This window comes from Pseudomonas sp. Marseille-Q5299, from assembly GCF_943737035.1.
GTDB lineage: Bacteria > Pseudomonadota > Gammaproteobacteria > Pseudomonadales > Pseudomonadaceae > Aquipseudomonas > Aquipseudomonas putida_E.
Genome location: NZ_CALSFR010000002.1, coordinates 912,791 through 932,198, shown reverse-complemented (window position 1 = coordinate 932,198; position 19,408 = coordinate 912,791). Strand labels below are relative to the sequence as shown.

Annotated in this window: 18 protein-coding genes; 6 read left to right on the top strand and 12 right to left on the bottom strand. The window is 63.1% G+C overall.

The annotated features are described in order from the left end of the window. Positions 1–249: 249 nt before the first annotated feature. The 9 genes from panC to dksA form a co-directional block, all read right to left on the bottom strand. Positions 250–1,113 (bottom strand): pantoate--beta-alanine ligase, encoded by an 864-nt coding sequence (gene panC / locus NGJ21_RS08720; protein ID WP_119688255.1) that lies wholly within the window; start codon positions 1,111–1,113, stop codon positions 250–252. After that, positions 1,110–1,910 (bottom strand): 3-methyl-2-oxobutanoate hydroxymethyltransferase, encoded by an 801-nt coding sequence (gene panB, locus NGJ21_RS08715; protein ID WP_046788164.1) that lies wholly within the window; start codon positions 1,908–1,910, stop codon positions 1,110–1,112. The genes panC and panB overlap by 4 nt, the downstream gene beginning before the upstream one ends. A 263-nt stretch (positions 1,911–2,173) precedes the next feature. Beyond that, complete coding sequence (folK, locus tag NGJ21_RS08710; RefSeq protein WP_012312667.1) at positions 2,174–2,653, bottom strand: 2-amino-4-hydroxy-6-hydroxymethyldihydropteridine diphosphokinase; 480 nt, start codon at positions 2,651–2,653, stop codon at positions 2,174–2,176. Continuing rightward, on the bottom strand, positions 2,650–4,038 hold the full coding sequence (locus NGJ21_RS08705) for a polynucleotide adenylyltransferase PcnB (protein WP_115273547.1): 1,389 nt from the start codon (positions 4,036–4,038) through the stop codon (positions 2,650–2,652). Before NGJ21_RS08705 ends, folK begins: the two co-directional genes overlap by 4 nt. A gap of 776 nt (positions 4,039–4,814) precedes the next feature. After that, positions 4,815–6,254: a sigma-54-dependent transcriptional regulator gene (locus tag NGJ21_RS08700; RefSeq protein ID WP_174142449.1), complete on the bottom strand. Its 1,440-nt coding sequence runs from the start codon at positions 6,252–6,254 to the stop codon at positions 4,815–4,817. A 4-nt stretch (positions 6,255–6,258) separates the two neighbouring features. Continuing rightward, positions 6,259–9,234 carry a sensor histidine kinase gene (locus NGJ21_RS08695; RefSeq protein ID WP_161872474.1) on the bottom strand — a complete coding sequence of 992 codons (2,976 nt, stop codon included), beginning with the start codon at positions 9,232–9,234 and terminating at the stop codon, positions 6,259–6,261. Beyond that, the gene (locus NGJ21_RS08690) at positions 9,218–9,394 is read right to left on the bottom strand and encodes a hypothetical protein (protein WP_003250005.1); all 177 of its coding nucleotides are present in this window, start codon (positions 9,392–9,394) and stop codon (positions 9,218–9,220) included. The genes NGJ21_RS08695 and NGJ21_RS08690 overlap by 17 nt, the downstream gene beginning before the upstream one ends. Positions 9,395–9,638: 244 nt before the next feature. Beyond that, positions 9,639–10,526 carry a tRNA glutamyl-Q(34) synthetase GluQRS gene (gene gluQRS, locus NGJ21_RS08685; RefSeq protein ID WP_119688257.1) on the bottom strand — a complete coding sequence of 296 codons (888 nt, stop codon included), beginning with the start codon at positions 10,524–10,526 and terminating at the stop codon, positions 9,639–9,641. A 63-nt stretch (positions 10,527–10,589) separates the two neighbouring features. After that, positions 10,590–11,033 (bottom strand): RNA polymerase-binding protein DksA, encoded by a 444-nt coding sequence (gene dksA, locus NGJ21_RS08680; RefSeq protein WP_039604811.1) that lies wholly within the window; start codon positions 11,031–11,033, stop codon positions 10,590–10,592. A 210-nt stretch (positions 11,034–11,243) separates the two neighbouring features. On the opposite strand from dksA, the gene NGJ21_RS08675 reads away from it, so the two are divergent. Both NGJ21_RS08675 and sfsA read left to right on the top strand, forming a co-directional pair. Beyond that, positions 11,244–12,416: a pyridoxal phosphate-dependent aminotransferase gene (locus NGJ21_RS08675; protein WP_046788168.1), complete on the top strand. Its 1,173-nt coding sequence runs from the start codon at positions 11,244–11,246 to the stop codon at positions 12,414–12,416. Next, positions 12,416–13,129, top strand: coding sequence for a DNA/RNA nuclease SfsA (gene sfsA, locus NGJ21_RS08670; RefSeq protein WP_039604039.1), 714 nt, complete (start codon positions 12,416–12,418; stop codon positions 13,127–13,129). Before NGJ21_RS08675 ends, sfsA begins: the two co-directional genes overlap by 1 nt. Here the strand turns inward: sfsA and NGJ21_RS08665 are convergent. Beyond that, positions 13,119–13,436 carry a Rieske (2Fe-2S) protein gene (locus NGJ21_RS08665; RefSeq protein ID WP_115273551.1) on the bottom strand — a complete coding sequence of 106 codons (318 nt, stop codon included), beginning with the start codon at positions 13,434–13,436 and terminating at the stop codon, positions 13,119–13,121. The two genes, sfsA and NGJ21_RS08665, sit on opposite strands and share 11 nt — an antisense overlap. A gap of 149 nt (positions 13,437–13,585) precedes the next feature. On the opposite strand from NGJ21_RS08665, the gene NGJ21_RS08660 reads away from it, so the two are divergent. Genes NGJ21_RS08660 through NGJ21_RS08645 form a run of 4 tightly spaced genes read left to right on the top strand, consistent with a single transcriptional unit; the run spans position 13,586 to position 17,171 of the window. Further along, positions 13,586–14,470, top strand: a complete 885-nt coding sequence (locus NGJ21_RS08660; protein WP_115273552.1) for a heme/hemin ABC transporter substrate-binding protein — start codon at positions 13,586–13,588, stop codon at positions 14,468–14,470. Between the two features lie 50 nt (positions 14,471–14,520). Next, positions 14,521–15,504 carry a FecCD family ABC transporter permease gene (locus NGJ21_RS08655; protein WP_174142464.1) on the top strand — a complete coding sequence of 328 codons (984 nt, stop codon included), beginning with the start codon at positions 14,521–14,523 and terminating at the stop codon, positions 15,502–15,504. Then, positions 15,504–16,271, top strand: a complete 768-nt coding sequence (locus tag NGJ21_RS08650) for a heme ABC transporter ATP-binding protein (RefSeq protein WP_174142447.1) — start codon at positions 15,504–15,506, stop codon at positions 16,269–16,271. Before NGJ21_RS08655 ends, NGJ21_RS08650 begins: the two co-directional genes overlap by 1 nt. A 12-nt stretch (positions 16,272–16,283) precedes the next feature. After that, the gene (locus tag NGJ21_RS08645) at positions 16,284–17,171 is read left to right on the top strand and encodes a ChaN family lipoprotein (protein WP_174142446.1); all 888 of its coding nucleotides are present in this window, start codon (positions 16,284–16,286) and stop codon (positions 17,169–17,171) included. Between the two features lie 201 nt (positions 17,172–17,372). Here NGJ21_RS08645 and NGJ21_RS08640 read toward each other — a convergent pair whose 3' ends face one another. Both NGJ21_RS08640 and NGJ21_RS08635 read right to left on the bottom strand, forming a co-directional pair. Further along, a complete protein-coding gene (locus NGJ21_RS08640; protein ID WP_012312680.1) occupies positions 17,373–17,651 on the bottom strand; it encodes a TfoX/Sxy family protein in 279 nt (92 codons plus the stop codon). Between the two features lie 177 nt (positions 17,652–17,828). Further along, positions 17,829–19,391 carry a bifunctional aminoglycoside phosphotransferase/ATP-binding protein gene (locus NGJ21_RS08635; RefSeq protein WP_119688260.1) on the bottom strand — a complete coding sequence of 521 codons (1,563 nt, stop codon included), beginning with the start codon at positions 19,389–19,391 and terminating at the stop codon, positions 17,829–17,831. Positions 19,392–19,408: the final 17 nt, after the last annotated feature.

Genomic DNA, 19,408 nt, shown 5'->3' with positions numbered 1-19,408 from the left:
GGGAGGGCTCCGCGCATGCGAAATCCTTGCAGGGGGTCGGGGGGCGGCGGGAGGCCTTGCCGGGCTGGCGGGGCTGTAACATCAGGGGGTGCCGGGTAATACGCCTTGGCGAAGAATTCTTTGTTGGGTGGTGTGGCTTGGGAAGGGGGGGTAAGGGCCGGGTTCGGGCGGGCAATCATTAAGGGATTGGGTTGCGCGCGGGAAAGGGGGGGGGGAGGGGAATTTGGGGCTGCAGGGCAGCCCCCGGCATCATGCAGTCTTTTCGTCCAGATGCACGTAAAGGTTGTCGATAAGCCGCGTGTTACCCAGGTAGGCCGCCACCAGAATCACCAGGTCCCGGTCATCGACCATCGCTGGGCGAAGGGTCAGCGCATGGCGTACCTGCAGATAGTCCGGGCGCAGGCCGGCCGCTGTCAGCTGAGCCTGCCCATCGGCAACCAGCGCTGCAAAGTCGCGCTGGCCACGGCTGATGGCGTCGCCGATCTGCTGTAGCGTGCGGTACACAACCGGGGCGGTAGCACGCTGTTCTGCCGTCAGGTAACCATTACGCGACGACAGCGCCAGGCCATCCTCGGCGCGCACGGTCGGCTCGCCGATGATCTGGATCGGCATGTTCAGGTCACGCACCATGGCGCGAATCACCGCCAGTTGCTGGTAGTCCTTTTCGCCGAACACTGCAAGATCGGGCTGCACCATGTTGAACAGCTTGCTGACCACGGTGGCTACGCCCTCGAAATGCCCCGGGCGGCTTGCGCCACACAGGCCTTCGGAAAGGTTCGGCACGCTGACGCGGGTCTGCACGGCCATACCGTCGGGGTACATCTCTTCGACAGTGGGAGCGAACAGCAGATTGCAGCCAGCCTGGAGCAGGCGCTCTTGGTCGGCGGCGAGGGTGCGTGGGTACTTGTCGAGGTCTTCGTTGGCGCCGAACTGCAGCGGGTTGACGAAGATGCTGGCAACGACGAAGTCGGCACGTTGGGCCGCTGTGGTCACCAGCGCAGCATGGCCGCTGTGCAGGTTGCCCATGGTTGGCACGAAGCCGATACGCTTGCCCTCGCCACGGGCGCGCGCAATGGCTGCGCGCAGTTCACGGACGGTCTTGACTGTGTTCATGCGCTGAATCCGTGCTCGCTCGCTGGGAAACTGACGTCTTTGACAGCCTTGACGTAGGCGGTAAGTGCGCTCGCGATGTCCGGTTGGCCGACCATGAAGTTCTTCACGAACTTTGGTACCCGACCGCTAAGGGACAAGCCCAGCATGTCGTGCAGGACCAGCACCTGGCCGTCGGTAGCGTTGCCGGCACCGATACCGATCACTGGGATGCTGACGGCCTGGGTAATTTCTGCGGCCAATTCGCTGGGTACGCATTCGAGCAACAGCATGGCGGCGCCGGCCTGTTCCAGGGCGATGGCATCGGCGCGCATCTGCCGTGCCTGGGCTTCCTGGCGCCCCTGCACTTTATAACCGCCCAGAACGTTGACGGTTTGCGGGGTCAGGCCCATGTGAGCGCACACCGGCACACCGCGCTCGGCCAGCAGGCGAATGGTCTCGCCCAGCCAGGCAGCGCCTTCAAGCTTGATCATGTGGGCGCCGGCCTGCATCAGCGTGGCGCAGTTGGCGAAGGCCTGCTCGGGGGTGGCATGGGCCATGAAGGGCAGGTCGGCAAGAATCAGCGCACCCTCGTTGCCGCGTTTGACGCAGGCGGTGTGGTAGGCCATTTCCGCCGTGGTGACGGGCAGCGTGCTGTCATGGCCCTGCAGGACCATCCCCAAGGAGTCGCCCACCAGCAACACTTCGACGCCGGCCTGGCTTGCAGCCTTGGCAAAGGTAGCGTCGTAGCAGGTCAGCATGGTGATCTTTTCACCCTTGGCCTTGAGGCCGTGCAGGGTGGTCAGGGTTACTTCAGGCATGTAGGAAAATCCTCGTTCAGGCGCTGTGAAAAACGACCGCCAACAACGCGTGTAGTCATCTTCCGGAGCGGCACATCATCGCGTGTGATGTTCGGGGCACAGGTCCGTCCGGGCCTAAATACGGGTATGCGGCACTTTGGTGCCACACGGGACGCCTATAGTCGTGAGCGAGGTGGGGGAAGTCAATCACCCTGTTACCGCATTGTTACGAACAGGGTGTTACTGGCGTTACCGCCCTTGGAGAAAGGCCCCAAGCGCCTGGGCTACAGGCGTTCCAGGCCGACAAACGGGCAGGCTTGGAGCAACTGGGCAAGCGGGCGGCCGTCGGCCAGGTGAAAGTCGTCTGCCACCAGTTCGGCCAGTGGGTACAGCACGAAGGGGCGGGCATGCATGTGGTAGTGCGGCACCTGCAGGCGTGGCACATCGATGACGTGGTCGCCGAACAGCAAGATGTCCAGGTCGAGCGTGCGTGGGCCCCAGCGTTCCTTGCGTACACGGCCCTGTTCATTCTCGATGGCCTGCAGGGCGTCCAGCAGGTCCAGGGGGGCGAGAGAGGTATCCAGAGCGGCGACGGCGTTGGTGTAACGCGGCTGGCCAGGCAGCAGGGAGTCGCTGGTGTACAGGGCAGAGGCCGCCACCAGGCGGGTGCTCGCGACCCGGTCCAGCGCCTGCAGGGCGTTGCCCAGTTGCTCGGCAGGCGCATCCAGGTTGCTGCCAAGGCCGATGTAGGCGCGAGTGGTCACTCGAACGCCTCATCGCCACCACGTTTGCGCTTGCTGTTGCTGCGCTTGCGCTTGCGTGGGCCGGCCCCGGTGCCTTCATCACGGCTGCCCAGCTCGCGGATCATCTCGCGGCGCTCGGAGTCGCTGGCATCCTGGTAATCGGTCCACCACTGGCCAAGGTCGTCGGTTTCTTCGCCTGCGCTCTCGCGCAGCAGGAGGAAATCGTAGCCGGCACGGAAGCGTGGGTTGTCGAGCAGCAGGTCGGCGCGTTTGCCGCTGCGTCGTGGCAGGCGCTCCTGCATGTCCCAGATCTCGCGGATAGGCAAGGTGAAACGCTTCGGAATGGCAATGCGCGCACACTGTTCGGCAATCAGGTCGTGGGCTGCGCCATTCATGGCCGGGATCGGCGGTACACCCTGGTTTTGCAGGTGCAGTACGCGGCTTGGCAGGGCTGGCCAGAGCAGGGCGGCGAACAGGAAGGCCGGGGTCACCGGTTTGCCTTGCTTGATACGCAGGTCAGTGTTGCTCAGCGCCTGGCTGATCAGGGTATGGGTGTAGGTCGGGCGCTCTTCCAGTGCATGCGCACTGGCCGGGAACAGCGGCTCGAACAATGCCAGGTCGACCAGCATCTCGAAGACGATCGCGCCTTGGCCGGACAGGAACAGCTTGAGGCATTCCTCGAACAGCCGCGCAGGCGGGATTTCGCGCAGCAGCGGTGCCAGGCCGCGGATCGGCTGGAAGGTGTGCTTTTCGATGCCGAAGTCGAGTTTGGCGGCAAAACGCACCGCACGCAGCATGCGTACCGGGTCTTCCTGGTAGCGATGCGTCGGGTCACCGATCAGGCGCAACAGGCGGTTGCGTACGTCGTGCACGCCGTTGGCGTAATCGAGGACGCGTTCGCTGACCGGGTCGTAGTACAGGGCGTTGATGGTGAAGTCGCGGCGTTGCGCGTCCTCTTCCAGGCTGCCATATACGTTGTCACGCAGAATGCGACCACTGGCATTGTGCGACGAGCGGTGACTGTCACCTTGGTCGTCTTCTGAGTGATGGGCACGGAAGGTCGCGACTTCGATGATTTCACGGCCGAAATGCACGTGAACCAGCTTGAAGCGACGGCCGATGATGCGCGCATTGCGGAACTCGGCACGTACCTGCTCAGGTGTTGCGCTGGTGGCGACGTCGAAGTCCTTGGGCGTGATGCCCAGCATCAGGTCGCGCACGCAACCACCGACCAGGTAGGCCTGGTAGCCCGCGCCTTGCAGGCGCTCGACGATATTCACCGCATGGCGGCTGAACTGGTGGCGCTGCAGCGAGTGTTGGCTCTTGTTGATCACCTCAGGCGTGGTGCGCTTGTGGTGCTGGCCCGGTACGGGAGGGCGGAAAGACTGGAACAGCTTCTTCAGCATGGGATGCACTGTGTGAAGGAATGTTCGGCCAAGAATAGGAGAATGGCCGCATGATGGGCGGGGATTCTAGCATTTACTCGGGGAATGGTGTAGGCGGTAGCAGGATGGACTGCCAGAAGGGAGAAACGACAAGGGGAGCCTAAGCTCCCCAAGAAGTCGTTGCGTGCTCTTATTGTTTTTATGCCGGGCTTCTTGTTTTTGTTGAGTGCCCTGCCCACAAATCTCAAAGCTTGTGGACGACCCCCAATCCAGGGGTTAAGAGCAAACGGATTGCTTTGGCCGCTGATGTCACGCTGATCATTCGATCCAACCAGTTCAGGCGCTGCTTTTTAGTGCAGTTTTTGTTGTTCTCTGCCTGGTCGTGGGGCAAGCCCCAAACACGCATCCTCTCCAAAAGAATCAGTTAGCTGCGCCTCCGCCGTCTTGTTTTTATTGTGCGTGAGCCGTTTCGTCTTGTTCTTATTCTGAGTTGCAGTGCTTGTTATTGTTCTTGTACTGAACATATAGCAGGTGGCGTGCCAACTTTTGAAAACCCAATGAAATCAATGGTTTGGCGGGTTTTTGAGAAGGCTGGCGGGTGGTAAATGTCGGAATTTCGTTACCGTACGCCTCGGGAACTGTTACGGCGCAAAGATTGGGTAACAGATTTTTGCGGTACTGATGTGTTACCACGGGTTGCCGCGACGCTGTTCAGCGTCCAAGCGATCAAGCGCCGCGCGGGCGGCGCTCGATCTGACTGGCGCCACCTTTGTTGCGGCGTGCACCATCGGAGTCGATCATTCGCTGGTAGCGTTGCTCTTGCGGCGCGGTATGCCCAGGCGCTGACGGCGCTCCCACAGGCACTTGCGGCTGACCCCGAGCTTGCGGGCAAGCTCGGTTTCGGTCATGTGGTCCTGGTGCTCAAGCACGAAATGCTGGAAGTAGTCTTCCAGCGACAGATCCTCGGTCGGCTCATGGCTGGCGTTGCTGGCAGCGCCCGCGGCCATCGCCTTGTCGAGAAGGTCGTCATCGTCCATATCGCTCAGCTCGATATCGATACCCAGCAGTTCTGCCGAAATCTCCGCGCTCTCGCTCAGAATCACCGCACGCTCTACGGCGTTCTCCAGTTCGCGCACGTTGCCCGGCCAGCTGTAATGACGAATGGCTTGCTCGGCTTCAGGCGAGAAGTGCAGGTCGTCACGACCGATGCGCGCGCTCTGCCTGGCGAGGAAGGCGCTGGCGATCTCGTTGACGTCACTGCCGCGCTCGCGCAGGGCTGGCAATTTCAGGGCGATCACATGCAGGCGATAGTAAAGGTCTTCACGGAATTGCCCAGCCTTGGCCAGGTTTTTCAGGTCGCGGTGGGTCGCGGCAATCAGGCGCACATCGACTTTTTGCGACTGTACCGAACCCACCCGGCGGATTTCGCCCTCCTGCAGTACGCGCAGCAGACGGGCCTGGGCTTCCAGTGGCAGTTCACCGATCTCATCGAGGAACAGGGTGCCGCCGTCTGCCGCTTCCACCAGGCCGGCACGCCCGGCGCTGGCACCGGTGAACGCACCTTTTTCGTGGCCGAACAGTTCCGACTCGATCAAGGTTTCGGGAATGGCCGCGCAGTTCACCGAGATCATCGGCGCTTTGGCGCGCCGTGACAGGTTGTGCAGGGCACGGGCTACCAGTTCCTTGCCGGTACCGGACTCACCCTGGATGAGCACATTGGAATCGGTGGGCGCCACCTTGCGGATCTTGCTGTACATATCCTGCATGGGGGGGCAGGAGCCAATGATGCCGATCTCGCCGTTGGCAGATGCCGGGGCGCCTTTTTCGGCAGGCGCTGCCTTGCCGTTGCTGCGTGGCTCGGCGGCTGGGGCGGGTGCCGGCGCACTCTGCCGGTCGCGCAGGATGCGCGCCACGGCCTGGAGCATTTCGTCGTGGTCGAAAGGCTTGGCGATGTAGTCCACCGCGCCCATCTTCATCGAGTCCACCGCCGAGCGCAGGCTGGCGTAACTGGTCATGATCAGCACCGGGGTGCCTTGGCCGAGCTTGATCAACTCGGTTCCCGGCGCGCCGGGCAGGCGCAGGTCGCTGACGATCAGGTCGAAGGTGGCAATGCTGAAGCGTTCCTGGGCTTCCTGCACCGAGCCGGCTTCGCTGACCTGGTACTGGTTCCGCTCGAGCAGGCGACGCAAGGCCGAGCGGATGATGGTTTCGTCTTCGACGATCAGAATATGCGGCATTGATTCAATTCTCTCGACGGTCTCGAATTTCAGGGGACGTCGCTACGACATGCCGGGGCAGGGTCACGCGGATCCGTGTGCCACGTTGCCGTTCGATGTCGGCCGGGCTGTCGATGGTGATTTGCCCATAATGCTCTTCCACGATGGAATAGACCAGAGCGAGCCCCAGTCCGGTTCCTTCGCCCGGGTCCTTGGTGGTGAAGAAAGGTTCGAACAGGCGGTCCATGATGTTCTTCGGAATCCCACTGCCTTCGTCCTCGACGATCAGGTCGACGGTGTGCTCGCTGACTTCGGTGCGTACCCGCACGGCGCTGCCGGGCGGCGAAGCATCGCGCGCGTTGGAGAGCAGGTTGATCAGTACCTGGGCCAGGCGCTGGGGGTCCCCCTCGGCCCAGTGGTCGGGGTCGCAGAGGTTGAAGAACTGTACTTCGAAATTGCGCCGGTTCAACGCCAGCAGACCGATGGCATCCTGGGCCACTTCAGCCAGGCACACCGGCTCTTCGCTGTTCTGGTGGCTACCGCCGGCATGGGCAAAGCTCATCAGCGACTGCACGATGCGCGACACCCGTTTGGTCTGTTCGAGTATCTGGCTCGACAATTCGATGATCTCGCCGTCCCCTTCGCGCTCCTCGCGCAGGTTTTGCGCCAGGCAGGCGATGCCGGTGATCGGGTTGCCGATCTCGTGGGCCACGCCCGCAGCCAGGCGGCCGATACTGGCAAGACGCTCGGAGTGCACCAGCTTGTCTTCCAGGGCCTGGGTCTCGGTGAGGTCTTCGACCAGCAGCACCAGGCCGCTGTTGCCGGGTGCCAGGGGCTCATCGATGGCTGCCTTGTGCAGGTTCAGCCAGCGCGGCTGCCCGTCCAGTACCAGGCGCTGCTTGTGCAAGTGCTCATCAGGCACGTTGATGAAACCTTGCAGCAGGCCGCGCCAGGGTTCATCGATGGTTACCAGGCGCGACCCGACCACGTGCTTGGCGGCGATGCCGGTCAGCTCCTCCATGGCCTTGTTCCACATCAGGATTTCCTGGTCCTTGGCCAGCGAGCAGACGCCCATGGGCAGCTCCTGCAGGGTCTGGCGGTGGTAGCGGCGCAAGGCATCGAGTTCAGCAGCCAGGCCCGTCAGGCGCGAGTGGTAGTCTTCCAGGCGGCTTTCGATGAAGTGAATGTCTTCGGTGACGTAGTTCTCGTTGCCAGACTTGTAAGGCAGGAAGGTTTCGACCATGTCCTGGGCCACGCTCGGCCCCATCAGGCCCGACAGGTTGGCCTCGATGCGGTCACGCAGGCGGCGCAGGGCATAGGGGCGGCGCTCGTCGAACGGCAGGTACAGGTCACGCAGGGCTTGTTCGACTTCCTTCTGTGCAGCCTTGGCGCCCAGTGGCTTGGCCAGTTGGGTGGCGAATTCCTGCGGTGAGGCAGCATGCAGCTCGCGGCGCTGGGGGCGGCGCACGTTGTCCACCGCGCATGCTTCAGCGGCGCTGACTTCCTCGCTGCTGGCGTTGGTGAACAGTGAAATCAGCGTGAACAACAATACGTTGGCGGCCAGCGAGGCAATTGCCGCCATGTGCCAGCTGGTGTCGTCGAGCACATAGATCATGTCCAGCAGCGGGATGTAGAAGCCCTGCAGGTTGCCCAGCAGGGGCAGCAGCATGGTCACCATCCATACCAGGGTGCCGGCCAGCAGGCCGGCGATGAAGCCGCGGCGGTTGGCGGTCGGCCAGTACAGCACCGACAGCACCCCAGGCAGGAACTGCAAGGTGGCGACGAAGGCGACGATGCCCAGGTTGGCGAGGCTCTGGTGGGTGTTCTGGTTCAGGTAGAACATGAAGCCAGCGGTGATGATGGCGACTATCAGCGCGCGGCGGGTCCATTTCAGCCAGCGGTAGATGTTGCCTTCGGCCGGTGGCTGGTACAACGGCAGCACCAGGTGGTTGAGCGCCATGCCCGACAGCGCCAGGGTGGTGACGATGATCAGGCCGCTGGCGGCAGACAACCCACCGACATAGGCCAGCAGTGCCAGCGCCTTGTTGTTGGCGGCGATGCCAAGGCCCAGTGTGAAGTACTCGGGGTTGGTGCTGGCACCCAGGCGCAGGCCCGCCCACAGCACCAGCGGCACGGCCAGGCTCATCAACAGCAGGAACAGCGGCAGGCCCCAGCTGGCGCTGACCAGCGAGCGCGGGTTGAGGTTTTCAGTGAAGGCCATGTGGTACATGTGCGGCATGACGATGGCCGAGGCGAAGAACACCAGCAGCAGGGTGCGCCATGGGCCCTCCTGCAGCGGGGTATGCAGCGCTGCCAGGGCGGTCTGGTTCTGCAGCAGCCACACTTCCAGCCCGTGCGGGCCACCAAACACGCCGTACAGGGCATACAGGCCAATGCCGCCCAAGGCCAGCAGCTTGATCACCGACTCGAAGGCGATGGCGAACACCAGCCCTTCATGCTTTTCGCGCGTGGCGATGTGGCGTGAGCCGAAGAAGATGGTGAACAGGATGATCAGCGCACAGAAGGCAAAGGCCACCCGGGCCTTGACTGGTTCACCGGTGAGAATGCTGATCGAGTCGGCCACTGCCTGAATTTGCAGCGCCAGCAGGGGCAGTACCCCGATCAGCATGAAAATGGTCGTCAGCGCACCGGCCCAGGTGCTGCGAAAGCGAAAGGCCAGCAGGTCAGCCAGTGACGACAATTGGTAGGTGCGGGTGATCTTGAGGATCGGGTAGAGCAGCACCGGTGCCAGCAGGAAGGCGCCGGACACCCCAAGATAACAGGCGAGGAAGCCGTAGCCATACTGATAGGCCAGGCCCACCGAGCCGTAGAACGCCCAGGCGCTGGCGTAGACACCCAGCGACAGGGTGTAGGTCAGCGGGTGGCGAATGATCGAACGGGGTATCAACCCACGCTCGCTGATCCAGGCCACGCCGAACAGCACCATCAGGTACGCGGCGCTGATCAGGATCATCTGGGTCAGGCTAAAGCTCATCGGCATCTCGTTGGCTCTGCAGGATGAAGGTGACGACGATCAGGATCAGCCAGAGCAGGTAAGGGCGGTACCAGGCACCGGTCGGTTCGATCCACCAGTCCATGATGGCCGGGGAGAACAGGTAGATCCCCACGACCAGAAGCAGGACCAAACGATAGATGTACATGCTGGCCTCGATGGTTGGGCGCTGCGGGCTTGGACTTATTATTGGCGCAAATGGCTGGGGCGATGCTAGCGGGAATCGGTGGTGTTCGCCAAGGGTTTGAAATTATTGGGCTTTTGTTTTTGAGACGTTAGTTGCCTGTAATGGCCCTATCGTCGGTAAGCCCGCCCCCCACAAGTACCCACACCTATAGGTACTGCACTGTACCTGTGCAAGCCGGCTTGCCGGCGATAGGGCCGGTGATGCTTCAGTTCAAATCAGCCTCGGGCACCGTCGTTCGCTGTGCAATGGCCGCTGGCTGCCAGCGCTGGCGCGCCACGGCCAACACTTCAGCCGGCGTTGCCGTCAACAACTGGGGGTCAGCTTCCTGGCCCAATGCCCGCAACGCCCGCAACAGCAACGGCGTCGCCTGGCCAGCCTCAAGGGGCGGCGAACGGTACGACTTGCCCAGCTTGTGCCCATCAGGTTGCACGATCAGCGGAATGTGCAGGTAGCGCGGCTGGGAAAAGCCCAGCAATTCCTGCAGGTACAACTGGCGCGGCGTGTTGTCGAGCAGGTCGGCCCCGCGCACGATGTCGGTAACACCTTGCCAGGCATCATCCAGCACAACGGCCAACTGGTACGCATACAGCCCGTCGCGGCGCTGAATCACGAAATCGCCCACCTCGCGCCCAAGGTGTTGCTGGAACGCCCCTTGCACCCGATCGGTAAAGCGGTAGAGCAGTTCTGGCACCCGCAGGCGGATGGCCGCGCCTTCACGGGCATGCCCGGCGTTGCGGCAAAACCCTGGATAGATGCCGTTGTAGCCTTCGAGCTGCTTGCGCGAACAGGTGCAGGCATAGGCCAGGCCCATATTGAACAAGCGCTCGACCACTTCTGCATAAGCCGGGTGGCGCTGGCTCTGGAAGACAACCTCGCCGTCCCACTCCAGCCCATAGCGCTCCAGCGTCTGCAGGATTGCATCACGGGCGCCCGGCATTTCCCGGGGCGGGTCGGTGTCTTCCACGCGAAGCAGCCAGCGGCCATTGACCGCACGGGCGTCAAGCCAGGAGGCGAGGGCTGCGACCAGCGAGCCGAAGTGCAGAAAACCGCTGGGGGTGGGGGCGAAGCGTCCGATGTAGCGGGAGTCGTTCATGGGTGGTCGTGCGTATGAAATGAAACGGGGCGCATGATGCGCCCCGTTCGGGTAGGAGAAGGATCAGCCTTTGCCGACTGTTTTTTCCTTTTTCTCCGCGATTTCCTTGCAGTCGAAGCACAGGTCGGCAGTCGGACGGGCTTCCAGACGGCGCAGGCCGATCTCGATACCGCAGGAGTCGCACCAGCCGTATTCGTCGTCCTGAATTTTCTGCAGGGTCTTGTCGATTTTCTTGATCAGCTTGCGCTCGCGATCGCGGTTGCGCAGCTCAAGGGCGAATTCCTCTTCCTGGCTGGCGCGGTCGGCCGGGTCCGGGAAGTTGGCCGCTTCGTCTTTCATGTGATCAACGGTGCGATCCACACTGACCATCAGCTCGCCTTTCCAGGCATTGAGCAGCTTGGTGAAGTGCTTTTTCATGGGCTCGCCCATGTACGCCTCACCCTTGCTTTCGACGTAGGGCTCGACACCGTACATGGTCTGGACTTTTTGCTTTTCTACGGTGGACATGAATAGACCGCCTCTCACTCATCTGATCCAATGCGCAGGATGCTCCATCTCCGGCACCCGCCGGCCCTGCGACTGCGAGCCGCCGAACTTACCAGATAGATCGGGGGTGCGCTAGCCCGCCCGGTCCTAGCTGTTGACAGCGCCGTGAAGCGCACGTTCGGTGCCGCGCAGAGGTAGAATCACCAGTTTAGACCCAATTGAGAGAAGGTCATGGCTCACCCCTACAGTGCGCGCAGCCGCGCCATCGAACCCTTCCACGTCATGGCGTTGCTGGCGCGGGCCAACGAGCTGCAAGCGGCCGGTCATGATGTGATCCACCTGGAGATCGGCGAGCCGGACTTCACCACTGCCGCGCCTATCGTCGAGGCAGGCCAGGCAGCGCTGGCTGCCGGGCATACCCGCTATACCGCCGCGCGTGGCCTGCCGGCACTGCGCGAGGCGATTGCGGGTTTTTACGACCAGCGTTATGGCGTTGCGGTAGACCCTGAACGCATCCTGATCACCCCGGGGGGCTCTGGCGCGCTGCTGTTGGCCAGCAGCCTGCTGGTCGACCCGGGCAAGCACTGGCTGTTGGCAGACCCCGGCTATCCATGCAACCGCCACTTCCTGCGACTGGTCGAGGGTGGTGCGCAACTGGTACCTGTCGGGCCTGAGGTGAACTACCAGCTGACCGCCGACCTGGTGGCCCGTCACTGGAACCAGGACACTGTCGGTGCCCTGGTCGCCTCGCCAGCCAACCCCACCGGTACGGTGCTGGAGCGTGATGAGCTGGCCAGCCTGGCCAAGGCCACCCGCGAACGAAATGGCCACCTGGTGGTGGACGAGATCTACCACGGGCTGACGTACGGCATGGACGCTGCGAGCGTCCTGGAGGTGGATGATTCGGCATTCGTCCTGAATAGTTTTTCCAAGTATTTCGGCATGACCGGGTGGCGGCTTGGCTGGCTGGTTGCGCCGCCTGACGCCGTGGCCGATCTGGAAAAGCTGGCGCAAAATCTGTACATCAGCGCGCCCAGCATGGCCCAGCACGCCGCACTGGCCTGCTTCCAGCCTGAAACCCTGGCAATATTCGAAGCGCGCCGCGCCGAGTTTGCCCGTCGTCGCGACTACCTGTTGCCCGCCCTGCGCGAACTGGGCTTTCGCATTGCCGTGGAGCCGCAGGGCGCGTTCTATCTATATGCCGACATCAGTGCCTTTGGTGGCGATGCCTTTGCCTTCTGTCGGCACTTTCTGGAAACCGAGCATCTGGCGTTCACGCCGGGCCTGGACTTTGGTCGCCACCTGGCCGGCCATCATGTGCGCTTTGCCTACACCCAGAGCCTGCCGCGGCTGGAGGAAGCGGTCCAGCGCATCGCCCGTGGCTTGCGGAGCTGGCAAGGCTGATGGTGTTCTTTCCTCCACTCGAACAGGGGCGGCTGTTGCGCCGCTACAAGCGGTTCCTGGCGGACATCGAACTGGCCAATGGGGAGCAACTGACCATCCACTGCCCCAACACCGGCTCCATGCTCAATTGCATGCGCGAGGGCGGGCAGGTCTGGTTCAGTCGCTCCAACGACCCCAAGCGCAAGCTGCCGGGCACCTGGGAAATCAGTGAGACGCCCCAGGGGCGGCTGGCCTGCGTCAACACGGGGCGGGCCAACGCGCTGGTCGAGGAAGCGCTTCGCGCCGGCGTGATCCGAGAGCTGGCGGGCTTCACTGCACTCAAGCGTGAGGTGGCCTACGGTGAAGAAGGCAGCCGCGTGGACTTTCGCCTGGAGTTCGACCACGGGCCGGCCTACGTCGAGGTCAAGAGTGTGACACTGGGGTACCCGGACACGGCAGTGGCTGCTTTCCCGGATGCTGTCACCCAGCGCGGTGCCAAGCACCTGCGCGAACTGGCGACGCTGGCCCGGCAAGGTATACGTGCGGTGCAGTTGTACTGTGTGAACCTGACAGGCATCGAAGCGGTGCGCCCGGCCGACGAGATCGATGCGGCTTATGCCCGGGCACTGCGCACCGCGGTGGCGGATGGAGTAGAGGTGCTGGCCTATGGTGCGCGCCTGGATGCCGGGCACATCGTCATCGACCGTCCGCTACCGGTGCTGCTCAACCCCTGAGCCAGATGCCCTGGCTATCTTCCAGGCAGTCCAGGGCCTGCAGCGCGTCACCTTCGCAGGGGCCTGCCACGCATTCGCCATTCTCAATCAGGAACAGCGCCCCGTGATGGGCACAGTGGATCAGGCTGGCACTGTCATCGAGAAATGCGTCCGCCTGCCAGTTCAAGGGGATACCCCGGTGCGGGCAGCGGTTACGATACAGGTGCACACGGCCCTGGCGACGCACGCCGAACAGTTCGGTGCCGTCTACGCTGAAGGCGCGGCTGTGGCCCTCGGCCAGCGCTGCGGAAGTACAAAGGAAGTGCATTTGCGGGAACGACTCGTGAAACAAGTGATGGCTTGACGCGCCAATGCGAATAATTATCAAATTGCCCGCTATCGCTGCGCCCGGTTGTCTATGGTGCGCAGTTCCGCCGTTCGCCACAAGGCGTGTGGCTCGCCTTCAGAAGGAATCCGATGATGCGTCGTCCCGCTGTCTTGCTTGCCTTGTGTGCGGCCCTGGTTGCTTGCACCCAAGCCCTGGCCGCCGACCTGCCACAGCGCTGGGTCAGTGCTGGCGGCGCATTGAGCGAGTGGATCAGCGCACTGGGCGGCGAGCCGCGCCTGGTGGGTGTGGACACCACCAGCCAGCATCCTGAGTCACTCAAGGGCCTGCCAAGTATCGGTTACCAGCGCCAGTTGTCCGCAGAGGGCATCCTCAGCTTGCGCCCGGATGTACTGGTGGGCACAGAAGAGATGGGGCCGCCACCTGTGCTTGCGCAAATCCGCAAAGCCGGCGTTCGGGTGGAGCTGCTCTCCAGCAAGGCTGACCTCGCCGCCGTGGATGCAAACCTCGAGCAGTTGGGTATGTTGCTCGGCGCCGAGCAGAAGGCCGCGCAACTCGTTGCCGATTATCATCAGCAGCTCGAGGTATTGCAGGAGCAGGTCAAGCAGGCCCAGGCCAGCCACAAGGTGCCGGGTGTGCTGTTGCTGGTCGGCCATGCCGGTGCCAAACCGCTGATTGCCGGGCAGGGCACCGCAGGTGACTGGCTGCTGCGTCAGGCAGGTGGGCGAAACCTGGCGGAGCATCAGGGATACAAGAACTTCTCCAATGAGGCGTTGGCGGCGCTGGACCCGGATGTCGTGGTGTTCTCCGACCGCGCCTTGGTCGGCGACCAGGCCCTGCAGGCACTGCTCAAGGAAAACCCGGCCCTGAACGCCTCCCGCGCGGTACGCGACAGGCGCCTGGTGCCACTCGACCCGACCTTGCTGGTTGGCGGCCTGGGCCCGCGCTTGCCGCTGGCCCTGCAAGACCTGGCGGCTGCGCTCTACCCGGCGGCAAAGGTCAGCTTCACGCAATGAAGCCGCGCGTGCAGCCACGTACACTGATTACCTGCCTGAGCCTGCTGTGCCTGTTGGCGGTATGGCTGTCCCTCGCGTTGGGCCCTGTGAGCTTGCCGCTGTTCGATACCTTGCGCGCGGGCCTGCGGTTATCGGGGCTGCGCATCGATGGCGAAGGCCTGCAGCAGGCCGAAATGATCCTGGGCCAGATTCGCCTGCCACGCACACTGCTGGGTTTGGCAGTGGGGGCGGTGCTGGCGCTGTGCGGTGTGGCCATGCAGGGGTTGTTCCGCAATCCGCTGGCCGACCCTGGGCTTGTGGGTGTCTCCGCCGGTGCCGCAATGGGCGCCGCAGTGGCTATCGTTGGCGGTAGTTGGTTTGGCGGCATGCCTGAGGCTTTCGCACCTTACTTATTGTCACTGTGCGCCTTTGCCGGCGGCCTCGGGGTCACCGCGCTGGTCTATCGCCTTGGGCGGCGCGACGGGCAGACCAATGTGGCCACAATGTTGCTGGCCGGTGTAGCCATGACTGCGCTGGGGGGCGCGGCGGTTGGCCTGTTTTCCTACCTGGCCGACGATGCCACCCTGCGCACGCTGACCTTCTGGAACCTGGGCAGTCTCAATGGTGCCAGCTACGACCGGCTGTGGCCGTTGCTGATCGTTGCCGCAGGCGTCGCGCTGTGGTTGCCGCGCCGGGCGCGGGCGCTCAATGCCTTGCTGCTGGGCGAGTCCGAGGCGCGGCACCTGGGGATCGAGGTGGAGCGGCTCAAGCGCGAGTTGGTGTTCTGCACGGCCTTGGGTGTGGGAGCGGCCGTTGCGGCGGCGGGGCTTATCGGCTTCATCGGCCTGGTGGTACCGCACCTGGTGCGCTTGCTGGCCGGGCCTGATCACCGCGTGGTGTTGCCCGCCTCGTTGTTGGCCGGCGGCGTGCTGATGCTGCTCGCCGACCTGGTGGCGCGCTTGGCGCTGGCGCCGGCCGAGTTGCCGATCGGTATTGTCACGGCATTTATCGGTGCGCCGTTTTTCCTGGTTCTGCTGATCAGAGGGCGCAGCTGATGTTGCAAGTCGAGGGCCTGTACCTGCGTCGTGGTGGGAATGAAGTACTGCAAGACCTCCACCTGCAATTGCACCCGGGCCAGGTCATTGGCGTGCTCGGGCCGAATGGTGCAGGCAAGAGCAGCCTGCTGGGCGTGCTGTGTGGCGAGCTGTCGCCCGGCCAAGGAAGCGTGACGCTGCAGGGCCGGCCGTTGGCCGATTGGCCTGGGCAGGCGCGGGCCAGGCGCCTGGCGGTGTTGCCGCAGGTGTCCAGCCTGGGCTTTGCGTTCAGGGTCGAGGAAGTGGTGGGCATGGGGCGAATGCCGCATGACAGCGGCCAGGTGCGTGACGCTGAGATCGTTGAGGCGGCCCTGCGCGCGGCGGATGCCTGGCACCTGCTGGGTCGCAGTTACCTGGCTTTGTCGGGCGGAGAGCGGCAGCGGGTGCATCTGGCCCGCGTACTGGCTCAGCTTTGGCCGGGTGAGCAGGGGACTACGCTGCTGCTTGACGAGCCGACCTCGATGCTCGACCCCTTGCACCAGCACACCACCTTGCAAGCCGTGCGCAGTTTTGCCGATCGCGGCGCAGCGGTATTGGTGATCCTGCATGACCTGAACCTGGCGGCGCGCTACTGTGATCGTATCCTGTTGCTCGAAGGCGGCCGTGCCCATGCTCTGGCGTCGCCGCAGGAGGTATTGACGCCCAGGGCGCTCAAGGCCGTGTTCGGCATTGACGTATTGGTGCAGGCCCATCCGGAACGGGGGCATCCGCTGATCATCACCCGCTAGGAGGCGTTGCCGATGCATCATTCCTTACTGTCTGGCGCGTTGCTGGGCTTGTTGCTGGCGTTGGGTGGCTGCCAGGCCAGCTTGCCGCCGTTACCCGCCTGGCAGAGTAGCGAGGGGCGTGACAGCGCAGAACTGGGGCAAATCCACGACCTGGCCAGTGGCAAGGTCATCAGCCCGGAACAGCTGGTCGAGCAACTGGCTGGCGTACCGCGAGTGCTGGTAGGCGAAAAGCATGACAATGCCGACCATCACGCCTTGCAACTTTGGTTGATCCGCGCCATGCAGGCCCGGCGTGCCCAGGGCAGCCTGCTTCTGGAAATGCTGCAACCGCAGCAGCAGTCACGGGTCGATGCGGTTGAAGGCCAGGCGCGGTTGCCGCAGGACCTGCCCAAGGCCCTGGCGTGGCAGGAGGGCTGGGACTGGCAGCTGTACGGGCCGATCGTACGTGAAGCACTGGGTAACCATATTCCCCTTCTGGCCGCCAACCTGTCGCCTGGCGAAATGCGCCAAGCCTACCGGCAGGCGGCGGCGGTGCCGGGGGCGCAGTCCAATGCCCCGTCAGTAAAGGCGGCATTGCTCGAGCAGGTGAGGGCCGGGCACTGTAATTTGCTCCCCGAGAGCCAGTTGCCGGCCATGCTGGCCGTTCAGCAACAACGTGACCGGCGCATTGCCGAGCGGCTGCTGGCAGCGCCGCAGCCGGCCTTGTTGTTCGCCGGTGCATTCCACGCACGCAAGGACCTGGGCGTGCCGCTGCACCTTGCCGACCTGGGGGCCGACGGGCAGAGCAAAGTGCTGCTGCTGGCCGAGGTCGGTCAGCAGGTCGAGGCGGGGATGGCAGACTTTGTGTGGTATACGGCTGCGATGCCGGAGCAGGACTATTGCGCACGGTTGCGTAGGTAGACGGGGAAGCGCGGGCGCTGACAATGCAGTGACAAGCAAAAAAAAGACCCGGCAAAAATGCCGGGTCAATAACCGTGATTAGCCTGATGAGGAGATAATCTGAGAGTCCGAACCAGGGGCTTTCAGCTTATCCAACCAGTCTCGCGACCAGTTGTGATAATCATAACGATTCTCATTATCGAGTCAATCCCCATCTGATGTTTATTTTGCATTTTTTTGCGCAGGGCATTTCGCATCCAGTTGTTGATTGAGCGCTTGCTTGCGTTCGGCCGGCAAATCGTTCCAGTGCATGTCCAGCAGCGCGCCTTCAATGGCGTACAGCAACACCTTCGACGCCCGGAATCCTCGGGTTTTCACGGCCTGGTACGCACCTACCGCGCCGAGTCGACGCAAATCCGATGCACTGTGGATACCGGCCGCATGCAACCACTGCGCGGAGGTCTTTCCAAGATTCTTCAGATGCTGCAATTCATCGTTCATCGAGCCTCCTTGCGATGGCTGAACGGGTATTAGGGGATAAATCGCGAGCAGGTCAGAGAGGAGTGTAGCGGGGGTTGGAAAATGCGCGGCCTTTTGCCATCGGGGGCGACGAGATGCCCTGTTTGCGCTGGGTGCAGGAATGCGGGCCGGCCAATTGCCGGCCCGAATTGCGTTGAATCAAAGACCGGGCAAACGCTGACGGACCTGGTCGATCACCTGGTCCATGCTGCTGGCATCCTGAGTATCAACACGTGTGCTCTGCTGCAGTTCAACGTCATCCAATGGCTCACGGCTGGCCTGCTGTGCCTTGACCACTTCCAGGGTGGCGTCCGACGGGTCGCTATTCTGGGCCAGGCGCTGCGCCAGCCAACTGGCGATGACCGCCTCCGGGGCCTGGCAATCGAGGATCAGCAGTGGCACGCCGGTATCGCTCGCGACCTCGGCTGCGGCCTTGCGGTGTTCGTGCTTGAGGTAAGTGGCATCGAGCACTACCGGGAAGCCTGCGCGCAGGATGGTAGCGGCAAGCTGGTGCAGGCGCTGGTAGGTGGCGGTGCTGGCATCGTTGTCGTAGATGCCGGCTTGCAGTTGGCCTGCTTCGGCTTTCTGCTGTTCACCGAACAGGCGCTTGCGCTCCACATCGGAACGCACGCGCACGGCGCCCAAGGCTTCGACCAGGCGCATGGCGACGTGGCTCTTGCCCACTGCCGAGACGCCGTGGGTGATGGCCAGCAGGCGCGAAGGGATGGCGCTGTAGCTTTCAGCCAGGTTGGCGTAGTTGCGGTAGGTGCGCAGGCTGGTGGCGCGCTGCACGCCATCGGCATTGGCCGGCATGCTGAACAGGGCGATCTTGGCGCGGACCAGGGCGCGGTAGGCCTTGTAGAAGTTCAACACTTCCAGGCCTTCATAGTCGCCGGTCAGCTCCAGGTACTGGCTGACGAAGCGCCGCGCCAGGCATTTGAGGCCGCGGTCTTCCAGGTCCATGGCGAGGAAACCGGTGTCGGCCCAGACGTCGGTCATGCGGAACGGTTCATTGAACTCGATGCAGTCGAAGATCACCACCTTGCCATCGATCACGGTGGCGTTACCCAAATGAATGTCGCCATGGCATTCGCGGGTGAACCCATTGGCCTTGCGCGCCGCGAACAGGCCTTCAAGGCGTTCGAAACTGCTGCGCGCCCAGGCCTGCAGGTTGTCCAGCTGCTGCAGGTCGGCCTTGTCACTGAGGAATGGGCGGATCTGCTCGAAGTTCTGCTCGACCGGGGCCATGACGCTTTCAGGTGAGCCATAGGGCTGCTCGGCGGGCACTTTCGGAGTTTGCAGGTGGAATTCGGCGATCTGCCGGGCCATTTGGTCGATGTGCCCGGCATTGAGTTCACCGTTGGCCTGCAGGGTGTTGAGCATCTGCCCCTGCGGGAACTGGCGCATTTTCAGCGCGTACTCGATCGCCGCACCTTCACCGCCGAGCTGCGGGGCTTCGGCGCTGCCAGTGATCGGCAGCACTTCCAGGTACAGGCCGTCGGTCAGGCGCTGGTTCAGGCGCAACTCTTCGTTACAGAAATGCTGGCGCTGATCAAGCCCGGTGAAGTCGAGGAAGCCGAAATTCATCGGCTTCTTGATCTTGTAGGCGTATTCGCCAGTGAGCAGGACCCAGGAGATATGCGTCTCGATGAGTTGGAACCCGTCCACGGGGTGAGGGTAGAGGGCAGGGTTCTGCAACGCTTTGATCAAGGCTTGGCTCACGGGAAATCCTTCCGGGG